Genomic DNA, 14,766 nt, shown 5'->3' on the forward strand with positions numbered 1-14,766 from the left:
AACCATTTTAAATTATCTCATCTTGATATTAGTATTAACCTTGAATTAAAGTAAGAAAAAGACTATATTTTAATTTTTTCACATATATTTAAAACTATAAGCTCATGAAATCAATTATGAAAAATACCATTGTTCTTTTGCTATTATTATTTGTTTTTATGTTCTCTTGCAGTAGCGATGATTTAAACAACACATTGCCCGAATGTTCAGAACAAGAACAACAAGCTCTTGTAGATAGGTCAGTCATCGCAACTTTCACCGACGTTAGGGGGATGATAGTTAACGACGATGGTTGTCCCGAAATATTTGCATTAACTGGTGGCCCCATGGTAGAAGGAAGAAACGTCGATAGACTTTTTGCATGCAACCTTCCCGATTCATACAAAAGTAATGGGCTTGAGGTAGTCTTTAGCGGTGACCTATACGAAACATTTGATACAGAGAACATCTGTGCACAAATATTTTTATTAACCCGAATAGATACCCCATGAAAAAAATTACTCTATCAATTTTTATTGTTTTAATCGCCGTACAATTGTCAATTGGTCAGGACTTTCGATATGATGGTTTTGCCGTTGACGAAAATCAAAAAAAGCAACTGAGTGAAATGCTGTCGGAGTACGATCTGATAGAAATGAACTTAAAACAATTCAACACTTTCCTAACTAAAGAAAGCAATGAAAAGGACATGAGCATTGCACTTCCAAGCGGTAAGTCATTCTACTTTTCATTGTACAAAAAGGATATACGTGGTAGTAACTACAAAAGTTCGGTAATCTCTGAGCATGGTATTAATGAGAAAGTGTATGATTTGGAAGAAACCTATACTTACAGGGGCAATTTAACCGAGGGTGGATTCGTCCGTTTAACAGTGAAAGAGAATTTTATTTATGGCCTAATTGATGATAAAAATGGCTCATATATTATCGACCAATTGAAATATGTTCTAGACAATCCATCTATACCAGACGACCAAGTTATTATTTATCGTAGCGATAGTGTATATAGTGATAATGGTATTTGCTTTACTGAGGATAAAAAAGGAAAGGATGTCCCTCCTATGTATTCTAAAGCCCCCAATGGCCTCAAGTCATCAGTTCCGACTACTTGCGAGATACTAGAAGTGGCAACAGATGCTGATTATGAATACTTTTTAGAGCATGGAGGGAATGCAATGACTCGAATTTTAGGCGAATTCAACAACATACAAGGTGTGTATGAAACAACTTTTGATTTGGATTTGGTTGTTGTTTTCCAAAACGTCTGGACATCTTCGAACGATCCTTATACCAGTACAAATTTCGCTCAAATAAACGCTGAAATTGAAACGGCTTGGCAAAATTCTTTTAGCAATAGAAATTTCGATGTTATACAAATGTTCACAGGGAAGAATTTAGGAGGTCTTTTAGGCCGTGCAAATGATATTGGAAACGTATGCCAAGATGATTATGCAAATAATTATACTGTAGACGTAAACCTAAATAATTCATATACTGTGGCTCACGAATTAGGTCATAACTTAGGAGGCACCCATCCGCCATTAGGTGAACCTACTTCCTTTTGCGCGGGAAACGATAACCAACGAACGGTAATGTGCCAAGGAACCAATATTGCAAGAATTGTATTCTCTCCATTTTCGACAAATCAAATTACTAACTACATAAATGCTAATTCCGATTGTCTGAATGATTTTGAGGGTAACTATTCAATCAATGGACCAACGAATTTTTGCCCTTCAGGATTTTTTGAAATTAATAACTTCCCACAGAATGGCACGGTAACTTGGTCCGTTTCCCCTTCAAATTCATTAAGTTTTACACAAGGCGATCCTACAACAACTTTCGCAAGAATCGGAAGTTTTTCTGGTTTTGCAACCATTACTGCGGATGTAGAGGTTTCTTGCTCAAACATTATAATTACAAAAAACGTAAATGTGACGGAAGCTCCAATAGACAATGTTTCGTTTACCAATAGCGCCGACGGCGAGGAATATCTTTGTACTAGTCATTATGGCAATATGTACCAAATTTATCCGAATATTTCAGGGGCAACATATCAATATAGGCTAAGAAGGTATCCAAATCTAAATGTAGTCTACACATCTACCACGGGACAATTCAATACGGGAACTATAAATTATATTCCACCACAGGGATTTTATGAGTTTCAGGTAAGGAGTACCAATGCCTGCGGAACGGGTCCATGGACAGGCTGGGAAGTTGAATACATAGATTGCAGTCAGGGCTTTAGAAGCTCCGGGTCAACTATGGTCTATCCCAATCCGACCAGTACCCGATTGTACTTTAAAAGGAGTGGCGACAATTCAGCATCAACCAAACAAAAAGAACCCTTTAGGGCTGAACTTTATGACCTCAGTGGAATTTTGGTAGAAGAATACGATTACGATGACTTGAATGCGGAGTCAAGTATGGAAGTTTTCAAATTCAAAAAAGGCAACTATTTCCTTAAAATTATCGCTAGGGAAGTTGAGGATACTCATCAAATAATAATCGAATAGGTTGTTACAAATTGCTTTCAAAAGCCCAGATTAATTCTGGGCTTTCTTTATTTTAATTTAGAAAGGAATTTATTTCAAGTTTTGTAAAAAGAACGATTTTTAGAGCAGTTTTTTCCCAAAAAATGTTTGGCTTCATGCCAGAGGCATTAAAACTTGAAACATTCAAACACAAAAATCTACCTCTTCTAAAGCACCAGTTTTCAAATTCCCCTGGTCTTAATTGTTGATAACCCCGTTTTCTTCCACTAAACCATCTATTTGGCCATATAGAGAATAGGTTCATTTGGTATCAAATAAAACCAAATAAATCTAAGGGTTCATCAATGCTATTTAATCTGAACTGCTTTGATATAAAAAACTGTTTATCAGATATATGTGAATAAAACTATCTATTCCATCATACTTTCGTTCCGCCTTCTTTTTATCTTTATCCAAAGAATTCTTCAAAAGAAAACAAAAGCGCTTTTGTTCATTTCAAATCTCCTAAAAGAAACAAAATGGACAATTTTTTGATACTTGAACGGCTCGACCGTTTGGAACGGCTTATGATAGCCAACAAAGAGGTGCTGACCTTTGATGAGGCCTGTGACTACACTGGTATATCAAGAAGCTATCTGTACAAGCTTACCGCTGCGGGGCATATCCCGCACTCCAAGCCCAATGGGAAACTGATCTTCTTCGAAAGGGAAAAGATAGTCCGTTGGCTGCTGCAGAACCAACGTAAGCCATTGCCGGAATGCGAAACGATCGGGGATTCGAATCCCTAGTCGGATTCATCTTTAAATTATTTGTGGATTCGCCAAAAGTGGAAGTAATCACAAAATTTCAAAAAGCACCAATATGGAAACAGTACCATACATAAGGGTCGGGACCACTTTTTACAAGCTGGTCAGGATTCCGACCATATCAGGACATTTCAACGAGCAGCTGGTCCCTTGGAACGAGCACATCATAAAACAGGACCATGGCAAGGACTATCTGGGCAAGGTGCCCAAATATGACGGTTTCGCCTGTATTCCGTGCCATATGGATTTTAAAAAGGAACACCATGGTTTCTACAATACCTATTCCCCTTTGGCACATGAACCCAAAGAGGGAACCATCAAAAGGACACGGGCCTTTTTGAAGCATATCTTCGGAAACCAGCTGGAACTGGGACTGGACTATCTGAAACTCCTTTACCAAAGACCGGTGCAGGTGCTCCCCATCCTCTGTCTGGTATCCGCCGAAAGGAACACCGGGAAAAGCACCTTCCTCAAATGGCTCAAGGAAATCTTTGGGAACAACCTGACCTACCTGACCAATGACAGCTTTGCAAGCCAGTTCAATGCGGACTGGGCCAACAAACTGCTGATTTGCGTGGACGAGGTACTGTTCAATAAGGAGGAGCTCACGGAGCGCATCAAATACCTGAGCACGACCAACCGCAACAAACTGGAGGCCAAGGGAAAGGACAAACGGGAAGTGGAGTTTTTCGGCAAGTTCATCCTTTGTAGCAACAACGAGGACAGTTTTATCAAGATCGATGCCCATGAGACCCGGTTCTGGGTGAGAAAGATACCTTCCCTGAAGAAAGAGGACACCGATTTCTTGGACCAACTGGCCCAGGAAGTTCCCGCTTTTTTGCATTTCCTTTCAAAAAGGGAATACAGCACCAAGCAAAGAACACGAATGTGGTTCACGCCCAAACAGGTTTATACCCCTGCCCTAAAGAAACTGGTGAACAATAATCGGAACCGGGTGGAGAAGGAACTGGCCAGTCTATTGCTCAGTGCCATGGAAAAGTTCGAGATGGACTCTGTGGACCTTTGTCCCATCGATGCCCTGCACATGCTCAACCGCACACGGGTCAAGACCGACCTTACCCAATTGAGGCGGTTGCTGAAAAATGATTGGAAGCTGGACAACCAGCCCAATTCCAACAAGTACCAAAAGATTACCATCTGGAATACCGGCGATATCAACACCGAGGACGCGAAGGGAAGGTACTTTACCATAAAAAAGAATTTTTTGGTCCAAAATTTTGATGATTTGATGACAGATTGATCTAAGCCCAGTGTTTATAAGGGTTCAGGCTGTCATCACTTTGTCATCATTCTGTCATCAAAATAAAAAATGATGACAGGTACTATGAAGAAAAAAATAAAAACGATGAAACGATGACAAAATGATGACGGGGAAACAACCAGTATTTACGGGGTCTCCCAGAGGTTTGTCATCAAATCATCAAAAATCGATTAAAAACAGAACCATGAAAGAAAAGAGATTGGACTGCGAAAAAGCCCGCAACATTGACATCGTTTCCACGCTGGCCAATTTGGGGCACTTTCCAGTCCGGAAAACGGAAAAAGAAGCTTGGTTCCTCAGCCCGTTGCGGAGCGAGACCCAAGCCTCTTTCAAGGTATCGTTGAAAGAGAACTATTGGATAGACTTCGGAACCTTTGAGGGGGGCAGTACCATAGACCTGATCATGAAAATGGAAAACTGTTCCGTAAAGGAGGCATTGGAAAGATTGTCCGGGAACATGGACCATTTTTCTTTTCACCGGCGGCAGAATCCAACCAAGACAGAACACAGGGCCGACCCGATCGAGATCATCCAGGAAAAGGAAATCGAACACCGGGCCCTGCAAAACTATCTGAGCTCCAGAAAGATCTCGATCACAACAGCCAGAAAGCTGTGCAAGGAAATCCATTATAAAATCAGTGGTCGGTCATACTTTGCCATCGGACTCCAAAACAGGTCGGGAGGCTGGGAACTGCGAAACAGCTATTGGAAAGGGTCCACATCGCCAAAGGATGTTTCAATGATCAAGAACGATTCCAAAAATTTGGCCATTACCGAAGGCATGTTCGATATGCTCACCCTAATGGAGCTGATACCAGAAATTGAGAACAGCAATGACCTTTTGGTATTGAACACCACGGCCTTTGTAAAACGGATGATCATTGAAATAGGGGATTATAAAGAAGTAATGCTATTTCTTGATAGGGACAAAACGGGACTGGGGATGACGGAACTTTTATTGGAAAAGTGCCCGAACAGCAGGGATATGTCCTTTCTCTATGAGGGATTCAAGGATATCAATGAATGGAAGGTAAAAAGCGCGAAGGATGAAGTTCGGCAACGAATTCAAGATGTGTCATTGTCATGACAAATCTTGCTTTTGCTCCCGAAGGTCGCAAAAGTTGATGGGAAAATGAAGAAAGAGTTCGTCCAGTTCCGGTGCTCGGTCTACGAGAAGAAACTGCTGAAGGTCAAGGCCCGAAAGAGCGGTCTTTCCATCAGTGAATACTGCCGCCGTGCCGCCTTCGATGACCGTATCGTGGAGCGCATGACGGACGAACAGATAGAGGCCTATAAGTTGTTGGTGAAATACCAACGAAATTTTAGGCTGATCACCAACATGTTCCGGAAGCGGAACCCCAGATTGGCCGAGGAAACGGCCCAACTGGCCAAAGAGATACGACAACACCTTTTAAATTTCAGGAAATGATAGGCATGGGCAAATCCATATCGCACACATCGGCCTCCATGAGCTACGGGATGAACCAGGAGAAAGGATCGGAGATCATCCATAGCCAACATCTGGCAGGGGAGACCCCACGGGAGATCACCGAGGAGTTCAAGGTCATCCAAGAGCAGAACGAGCTGTGCCGGAAGAACACGCTCAGCTTTGTGCTCAGTCCCACCATCGAGGACGGCAGGAAACTGGAAAACGAACGGCTCAAGGAAATGACCGAACGGTTCCTTAAAGAAATGAACCTCAAGCAGCACCAGGCCGTCGCCTTTGTCCATAGGGACAGGGAACATGTACATGTCCATCTGTATGCCAACCGGATAAACTTTCAGGGCAAGGCCTACAATGACAGTTTCATCGGAAAGCGGAGCCAGCAAGTGGCCGAGCGGGTGGCCAAACAAATGGACCTGACCACGGTACGGGAAGTACAGCAGGAAAAACTGTACCGGATGCAACATGTCCGATCGGAAATACAAAAGATCCATGAAAAGGTCATGGCGAGGGACCGGCCAAGGGATTTTGACCAGTATATCAAATCCATGGAGCAGAACAATGTAAAGGTCATCCCGAGCATCAACAGGCAGAACCAACTGCAGGGCTTCCGTTTTGAGCATAAGGGAAAGAACCTCAAGGGAAGCGAAGTGCACCGTTCGATGTCCATGGGCAGGATCGCCCGTCAAATGAACTTTGAAAGGAACATGGCACAACGAATCGCCAAGGACAAGAGCATGCAGCTTTTGGGGAAGACCGTGAATGTCCCAACAAGTCTGACCCAGACCATCATAAAGAAGACCATCAAATTGGCCATCAAGGTGGTCAGGGATACGGGAATAGGAATCTAAACACAACAACATGGCAAAACTGGATGAAATAGCGGAACTGTTGACCGAGGAGATCAACGGATTTGAGAAGAGCATCGGTCGATTGGAAAAGGTACATGAAGATTTGAAAGGCCTTCCATTAAGGCCAGATACCAGCGAGTTAAATGCTCTTCTAAAGGAGTACGGCAACAACCAAAAAAACAATATTGAGGAACAGCAAAGATTGATGGAAAGAATCCTTGGCAAAGTGGAGAAATCCATTCTGTTGCCCAGTTGGGCCATAAAACTATCATGGGGATTGTTGACCTGTGTCCTGTTGGTCCTTGGATTTTCCATCTATCAGGTATCAAGGATAGCCAAGAAAGAAGAGGCTGCTTATTTAAAAGGTCAGGAAGGTGCCATCAAACATTACGGGACATTCCTTGACGAGAGTACACAGGCAAAGGAACTCTATCAAGAATGGCTAGTGGAAAATGGCAAAAAGTAGGACAGCGCCCTAGCCTATTTTGCTATACGCTTATCTTACCGATTCGCTACAAAAATAGGCTAGGATCCATGCGCTGAAGTTGTGAGTAAGGATTTGGGACTAGGAAAGGTTAAGGCTACAGTTTAACCAACTTCTGATTATAATTGTCTAGTATATTATTGGGCAGGGACTTCAGATATATTTGAGTAGTTGATAGTCGATTATGGCCAAGCATTGAAGAAATAGCTTGTAAGGGAACGTCTTGCAGCATAGCTTGGGTTGCAAAACTATGACGAGATACATATGAAGTCAACCGCTGTTCTATCTTGCATTTTTTTGCAATTTCTTTAAGTCCTTTATTATATCTCTTTCGTGCCCATAAGACGTCTTTATATTGAAGTTCAAATGTGGCTCTTTTAATTATTGGAAATATAAACTCAGACCTCTCTTTGTCCTTAAGATAAAACGAGAGGATTTCCTTTAACTGAGGCGTGATGTTAATATCATACGGCTTTGATGTTTTTTTTCTTTGGAATTTAATTCGGTTGTCAATGATATTTTGAACCCTTAAAAAAGCCAAGTCCATAAAGGAAATACCATAAAGCATATAAGAGGCAAGGAAGTAATTTCTATAGTGAAACAGACTATCCGTTTCTTCCAGTTTTAAAAGCATAATTGATTTGATGCTTTTAATGTCAAGCGCTCTTTTTTCTGTAGGAGTAGTTTTAATCTTATAATGTGTAAAAGGATAAGCATCTCTAGAAACAACATCAGACTTAATGGCCTTGTTAAAGACCGCTTTGATTGTTCTCATATACGTCGATAGGCTGTTAACAGAATTGCCTTTGGAAAAGTGCCAGTTCTCAAATCTTTTGAGAAAATCATAATTGATTTCGTTGAATTTGATATCATTTCCATCAGCGAATTTCTCCAACACCTTAATTACCGCGTAGTATGTGTTTGCATTACCATAACGTTCAGCTGCTTTTAACTCATCGACAATATCCTCGCTAAACTTAAAAAATGAATCCAATGATGCGGTTTTTACAATCTTCTTCTTAAGCTGCAAAATGGATAAAAAGTTAAGCTCGTCCTTTTCGTTCAGCTCATTAATTATGTCGACCGCTCTGGTCTTTTCTTTTAAGAGTTGATTATTTAGTTTACTAACTGATGAAGTGCCTTTGAATGCTCTTTTAACTTTCTCGTTTTTATTATCCCAAAATTCCTTTTTTATAGATTGACCTAAGCTTATGGAAGTTGTTTTTCGAAAATGAGTTAATCGTAAAATAATCGGATAGGAGGCATCTTTTTTCTTCCTACGCGTATCTAAAGAAAGTTTTATATTGGTATTCATCCTAATCAAAGGTAAAAAAAATTTGCACGCAATTTGCACGCAAATAGCTGATTTTATCTGAATTTAAATGAATGCAAAATTAATTAACATATTGATAAACAAATTATTATGAATTTATTTGTGTTGATTTGATATGGTAATCCTCTTGCTGGCAGGCAAGAGGTCACCGGTTCGACTCCGGTATTCTCCACTAAAGCACTGTTTTTACAGTGCTTTAGAACTTTTAATACTATTGTTTTTAGTGATATTTATCATGACAAATTTCTTGAAGATATACTATGTCAAAGGATTAAACATACGCTTAAGAAGGTAAAATAAGAAGAGTGCACTAATCTTATTCCACTAAAAATATCTTTTTTATTGAAACGGGATTCCCAGAAAATGTGAATCCTTCTAAAGATATTTCATAGTTACCTGGCACATCAGAAGCAAAAAAGTCAATAGATTCTTTAATATTATCAAGTTTAACTTTTGGCATCCAAAGCAATTGGTGCCTATAATCTGGTATTTTTTTTAGCCCAGGCTCATTTTCAGGCACATATACTTGTTTAAAATATTTCTTCCTCTCTAAAGGCTTTAACATTGTAACTTTTTTCAGGTAAGGGGCATTTACGATTTGATAATTGCTTTCTAATGTTTTCACATCAATTATGCCCTGAAAAATGTGTCCTCCAATTATATACAAATCTTTCTTTATGCTTATGCTTTTTATTTTTCTTGCGTCATACTGAATGAGCTTTTCAAAATCTTGAAGTATTTGTCCATCAACTATTACAAGAGGGAGATACCCAATTTTATTTGGGGTAAAATTTCTTGATTTTAAAAACAAGGCAGACTTTCCGGTTTTATCCTTAAATATTCCAATTTCACCTATTATTTCTACCAAGGTTTCCTTAAACGTTGAAAATCTTGTATAGTCATCCAGATTATATACAATCACATCTTTTCCGTAAAATGGAATTTCCTTTTTTGCTGTTCCAATTGTATCTGGTTTAGCACTGAAATATGCATTTTCAATTTGATTATGAACGCTTCGCTCTAAAATCATTTTTTTCATTTTAGGATTTAATTTGAACTTCTCAAATGTAAAAAAGCTATAATCTGGACGGACTTCCTCATTTAGCTCTATGGTATAATTTTCCCGTTCATTTCCCAATATTTGAAACAAAGCTGTATCACTTGTATACTCCTTGTTCAAAGAGAAACTGAAATTACCTTTTTCATTTGTATTCAATACTTTTAATAGGTATTCTTCTCCCGGTAATGAAAATAAAACCTTTTGATTATTTAGTTTCAATATTGGGTTATCAGTGTAGATGGTACCGGAAAACAAATTTCCCCTCATTTCTGGTAAAACCATATTAGTAGAAGATAACCCAGCATGGGCTAGAGTAAGTGTTTTTTTAAAAGATAGAGAGGTGGTTCTTTCAAAATTGTGCAAACTATCATATTTTCTGACAGAAATTGAAAAACTGCCGAGTGACGACTCACCATCTCTGCTTCTAAGAAGCATAGTGGCCTTTTCCCTTTTTGACAATGTGTCCTTCACTAAGGACAGTTCAAGTTTGTTTTTATTTCCAGTTGACACCAATTCCCTCCCACTTTCTCCTTTAAAATTTATCGATTCAATATTAGTTGCCGTGCTATCCGTTTCAAAATCGGAAAGAAAAGGTTTTTGAGAATTTGTATATGGATTTAGAATACTGATGTCGTCTTGAAAAAAATACTTTTCACCCCAATTAAGCATCCATTGTGTATATCCTACAAGCTTATAATTTCCTGATGGAACAGATACAGGAATAAAAAAATCTCCCTGACCACTACCATCCTCTAAAGCAATCTTTTGTCTAAAAACAACCGATTTGTCCTCGCCTATCAGCTCTACATATGCTATCTTACTGATATTACTGGTTGTACCGGTTCTCTTATTTAAACAATATACACTGTAATATAAATACTCGCCAACGAAAAGCAGCGGAGCGTTGTAATGTATAAAAACACCTTCTTTTCCTATGTAAGAATACATATTTGAATCTCTACTTTCCGCTACAGATTGTCCATAGGTATAATTGACTACTAGAGAAACTAACAATATGGCTACACTATTTTTTAACATATTTAAGAATTAATCTAACCAGAAATCAGGTTTAATATTGGTGCCAAACAAGGTACAATCCACACAATTTGTCTTTACAAGTAAGTAGATTGTCTGGCTTTCGTCCAAAGGGTCCGTAGATAAAAATCTCCATTTGCCCGATGTTATTAATGTAAAAAGCTCTGAATCGAACCTACTAACCCTTCTTTCATCTCCACAGGGACGACGCAGTGGGTCATCTTGGGTAAAAATATCGTTAAAACTAAAGAAAAGCCTTTTAGAAGTGACCGAAGTAGCTTCAAAATAGCCCAACACTTTTTCTTCAGGATTATTATCAGGACGGATGTTCCCTTCTATAAACCCAGGCTGTGTTTGAGTAAATATGCTCTCTATTGTAGAAAATTCCTGTAAAGTGTTATAAAAAGCATTGGCCTCCCTTGATTGGGTAAATTGTTTTACCAAAATACTGTACCTACTGGAAATTATTGGATCATCTTTAGCGATGAACCTCACTTGGAAATCGCTGACCCTATTTTGCGAAAAACTCTGTGTGTCTGTTATGGAGATAACGTTAGAACCCAACGTGTCGTAGCAAAAGAACTCATCTCTGTCCTTAACGACAAGTTCAAGCATTGGAGGGTCTTCTGAAACCACTACTAATTGTTCAAATGTTTTGAACAAAGAAACAATTCTATAGGTCTCTTCATATTCGTATCTATAAAATCCGGCCTCCTGACCTTGACTTATGGCATTAACCAATATGGCTACACCATCAATCCCCAACTCATTAGTAGTCCTTACTGCTTCCAGCTGCTCAATTTCAGCAACGGGCGGAAGCGATACTGAAGCAGAAGAATAGGATACTCCATCACGGGTCTGTACATTTAATTTATACTCGCGACCACTAACCGCACCAAAATCTATACTTGACACATATATGCCTGCCTGTAGTTCCTGAAATTGATATACAACTCCCGTATCATCAACTACACTTACATTAGCACCACTTTCTTGAACCTCTTCTTCTCCTGATAAAAATGTACGTGATAAAAGTATTTCTTGCGTTTTAATTTCGTCGGTTATACTTGCGTCAATTACTAAAATATTTTCAAATTCTTCCGCCTCAAATTCAAAAGGTTCAGTACAGTTGATGGTAAATAAAAGTACTAAAACCATGGATGAACCTTTTTTAAGATATCTAAGCAAAACCTTTCTCATTTCTTAAAATCTAAAATTATAGGTAATGGCAGGCACCGGTATTGAAAAAATGGAACTCTTAACAGCTTTTACCTGACCATTGTTCGTTACAAAAAAAACGGAGAAAGGATTGTTTCTTCCAAGAACGTTATAAACGGAAAATGTCCAAAAACTATGGGCAAACTTTTTGATTTTGTGGTTACCCTCCACATTAAGACCAAGATCTAGTCTATAAAAATCAGGGATTCTAAAGCTATTACGGTCACTAAACACTGAAAATTGGGCGCCATTGAAGTTAAAACTACCTACAGGAATGGTTACTGGCCTTCCAGTTTGGTATACAAAGTTAGTGGAAAGACTAAATCTTCTAGTAAGCTTATAGTTTGCCACTAAGCTTATATCGTGAGGCCTATCAAAATTAGATGGAAAAAACTCTCCGTTATTTATGCGTTCTTCCGAAAATGGGCTATCAAATCGAATAAATGAACGTGAATAGGTATATCCCAGCCATCCATTTAATTTTCCATTATTTTTACGAATAAGAAATTCCGCTCCATAAGATTTTCCATCTCCTTGTATAACTTCTGTTTCAATATTTTCATTTAGTAAAAGCTGTGCTCCTGTCTTGAAATCCAAAATATCATCGCTCCTTTTATAATATCCCTCAAGACTTAACTCGTAGGTATCCCCATCAAAATTTTTATAGAATCCCAATGAAAATTGGTTACCTCTTTGAGGTCTAATGTTCAAATCGGAAAGCTTCCATGTATCTATAGGCGAAACAGTTGTATTATTGGTAAGCCTATGTATGTATTGAATCATATTGTTATAGCTAACCTTTACAGAGAAATCAGGGGTAAGTAAATATCTAGCGCCTAGCCGAAACTCTGGACCACCATAGGTTTTTATAACCTCATTTTTCTCATATGTCAAGGTATCGATAACAGTTCCTTCATTTCTTGGACTTCCTTCCGTGAATACTCTCTGTGATGCTTCTCCCAATGCAGCAAAAAAGGAATATCTTATACCCGCATCTAGTGAAAGTTTCTCTGTTACATCATAATTTCCTGATAGAAATATACCTGATTCCAATGCCTTTTCACTATCAATATCAAAAGGTTCAACAATAGAACCGCTTCCTAATGGTGAAATACTCCCTGGTGAAACATTGTATAACTTACTTTCCAAGCCATAGTTTAATTTCAACTTTGTATTGTACTGGTAGTTCATTTTTAATTTTGCAGTTGTTTCCATGATTGAATAATCTAAATTAAAATCATCATCCGAATCACTGTCAAATTCAATATCGAACTTGTATTCACTATTTGACAACACTAAATTTGCTCTACTTTTTTTGCTAAACTGATGATCCCAGCTAAATGAAAAAAGCCTATTGGCATATATATACAGCGAATCCGAAGAGATGCTAAAATCATCTCTGCTGTAATATGCCGTAGCCTTAATGTCATTTTTTTCGTCAATATTATGTCTGTAACTTGCCATAACGTCGTAGAAAGAAGCTTGACTATTGTTCAAGGATTCTTCATCAAGTGATCTTAATATCCAATCTGCGTATGCCCCCCTTCCTCCAATCAGCAGAGAAGACTTTTCCTTTAAAACAGGAATTTCCAGCAATAAATTTCCTGTGACCGGACCTATTGATGCCTCTCCAGCAAAGTTTTCAGTGTTTCCATTCTTTGTTTTGATATCAAAAACAGAGGACAACCTTCCGCCATATTCGGAGGGGATATTACCTTTATAGATGTTTAATGCCCCAATTGCGAACGGGTTCAATGCTGAAAAAATACCGAAAAAGTGTTGTGGGTTATAAATAACCGCATCATCAAAAAGGATTAGATTTTGATCTACATTACCTCCTCTTACATTAAAACCGGTTGCACCCTCTCCAGCAGTAGAAATTCCAGGGAGAGCTGTTGCTACTTTCAACACATCCCTTTCCCCTAGGACCAATGGAATGTTCTTTGATTCTTCAATATCTATCTCTTCAGTGCCCGTGCTGGTATCTTTAACGTTCTTATTTACCTCAGCCGTTACTGTTACTCCATCAAGTTGCTCTAGGCTTTCCTCAAGTTCCATATTGAGAACACCATTATTGTACATAATGACTCTTTTCTCCATATTTTCTATTCCTAATGCTTTTACTTGGAGTATACTGGCACCGGCGAACAATTCAATCTCATAGAATCCTTCTTCATTGGTTACTGTACCACGGTTTTGATTCTTTACTACTAAGGCCAAGTTGGGAATAGGCTCTCCAGTGTCCACTCTTGTTACAAAACCTGATAATTTATAGTTCCTTTGTATTTTATTTTTATTCTCTTTTCCAATCCTATGGGTCTCTATTTTTTTTCTTCCAACAGATATCAAATCATCATAAAAAACAGGGGGTGTCTCTTTCCTTATTTCTTTATCTGTACTAACCATTTTGCGCTTCCTTCCAAAAAAGCCTTCGGGTAATTCATTATAAATACTGTTGTTTTTGGTAAGTATCACCCTATTTGTGTCAATTAAAAAGTAATTGATATTGGTGCCTTCAAAAATGTCTTTTAAAAGTAAATCCAATTTTACGTCCTTATATTCACCGGAAATAAGTTTGTCATCAAACCATTCGGCAATATAATAGAACTCATATTCAGTTAAATTTTCCAACCTTTCCAAAACATTTACTCTTGACAAGTCTTCAAAGGATATTGAAATCGTAGCAGTGCTTACTTGGGCTTTAGCATAAAAGCTGAATATAAATGTCAAAAACAGTATTCTAAAAAGCTTCATAG

Annotated in this window: 12 protein-coding genes; 8 read left to right on the forward strand and 4 right to left on the reverse strand. The window is 38.5% G+C overall.

Going from position 1 to position 14,766, the window contains the following annotated elements; genetic code table 11:
• The first annotated feature begins 104 nt into the window (after window positions 1–104).
• From AACP56_RS04680 to AACP56_RS04715, 8 genes are all read left to right on the forward strand, one after another.
• Window positions 105–491 (forward strand): hypothetical protein, encoded by a 387-nt coding sequence (locus AACP56_RS04680; protein WP_339336316.1) that lies wholly within the window; start codon window positions 105–107, stop codon window positions 489–491.
• Complete coding sequence (locus AACP56_RS04685) at window positions 488–2,518, forward strand: zinc-dependent metalloprotease (RefSeq protein WP_339336318.1); 2,031 nt, start codon at window positions 488–490, stop codon at window positions 2,516–2,518. The genes AACP56_RS04680 and AACP56_RS04685 overlap by 4 nt, the downstream gene beginning before the upstream one ends.
• Window positions 2,519–3,015: 497 nt before the next feature.
• Window positions 3,016–3,285 (forward strand): helix-turn-helix domain-containing protein, encoded by a 270-nt coding sequence (locus tag AACP56_RS04690; RefSeq protein ID WP_339336320.1) that lies wholly within the window; start codon window positions 3,016–3,018, stop codon window positions 3,283–3,285.
• A 73-nt stretch (window positions 3,286–3,358) separates the two neighbouring features.
• On the forward strand, window positions 3,359–4,564 hold the full coding sequence (locus tag AACP56_RS04695; RefSeq protein ID WP_339336322.1) for a primase-helicase family protein: 1,206 nt from the start codon (window positions 3,359–3,361) through the stop codon (window positions 4,562–4,564).
• A gap of 205 nt (window positions 4,565–4,769) precedes the next feature.
• A complete protein-coding gene (locus tag AACP56_RS04700; protein ID WP_339336324.1) occupies window positions 4,770–5,672 on the forward strand; it encodes a toprim domain-containing protein in 903 nt (300 codons plus the stop codon).
• 45 nt (window positions 5,673–5,717) lie between these two features.
• Entirely contained in the window at window positions 5,718–6,014 is a 297-nt protein-coding gene (gene mbpA, locus AACP56_RS04705; protein WP_297786050.1) for a mobilization protein MbpA, read from the forward strand.
• Between the two features lie 5 nt (window positions 6,015–6,019).
• Complete coding sequence (locus tag AACP56_RS04710; protein WP_339336326.1) at window positions 6,020–6,880, forward strand: relaxase/mobilization nuclease domain-containing protein; 861 nt, start codon at window positions 6,020–6,022, stop codon at window positions 6,878–6,880.
• 10 nt (window positions 6,881–6,890) lie between these two features.
• Window positions 6,891–7,346 (forward strand): DUF6730 family protein, encoded by a 456-nt coding sequence (locus tag AACP56_RS04715; RefSeq protein ID WP_339336328.1) that lies wholly within the window; start codon window positions 6,891–6,893, stop codon window positions 7,344–7,346.
• A 115-nt stretch (window positions 7,347–7,461) separates the two neighbouring features.
• Here AACP56_RS04715 and AACP56_RS04720 read toward each other — a convergent pair whose 3' ends face one another.
• The 4 genes from AACP56_RS04720 to AACP56_RS04735 all read right to left on the reverse strand — a co-directional run bounded on the left by AACP56_RS04720 (window position 7,462) and on the right by AACP56_RS04735 (window position 14,764).
• Window positions 7,462–8,679 (reverse strand): site-specific integrase, encoded by a 1,218-nt coding sequence (locus tag AACP56_RS04720; RefSeq protein WP_339336330.1) that lies wholly within the window; start codon window positions 8,677–8,679, stop codon window positions 7,462–7,464.
• A gap of 334 nt (window positions 8,680–9,013) precedes the next feature.
• Complete coding sequence (locus tag AACP56_RS04725; protein ID WP_339336332.1) at window positions 9,014–10,795, reverse strand: hypothetical protein; 1,782 nt, start codon at window positions 10,793–10,795, stop codon at window positions 9,014–9,016.
• A 9-nt stretch (window positions 10,796–10,804) separates the two neighbouring features.
• On the reverse strand, window positions 10,805–11,992 hold the full coding sequence (locus AACP56_RS04730; RefSeq protein WP_339336334.1) for a DUF4249 domain-containing protein: 1,188 nt from the start codon (window positions 11,990–11,992) through the stop codon (window positions 10,805–10,807).
• 3 nt (window positions 11,993–11,995) lie between these two features.
• Entirely contained in the window at window positions 11,996–14,764 is a 2,769-nt protein-coding gene (locus AACP56_RS04735) for a TonB-dependent receptor (RefSeq protein ID WP_339336336.1), read from the reverse strand.
• Window positions 14,765–14,766: the final 2 nt, after the last annotated feature.

Source organism: Croceitalea sp. MTPC6 (assembly GCF_036985525.1).
In the GTDB taxonomy this organism is placed as follows: domain Bacteria; phylum Bacteroidota; class Bacteroidia; order Flavobacteriales; family Flavobacteriaceae; genus Croceitalea.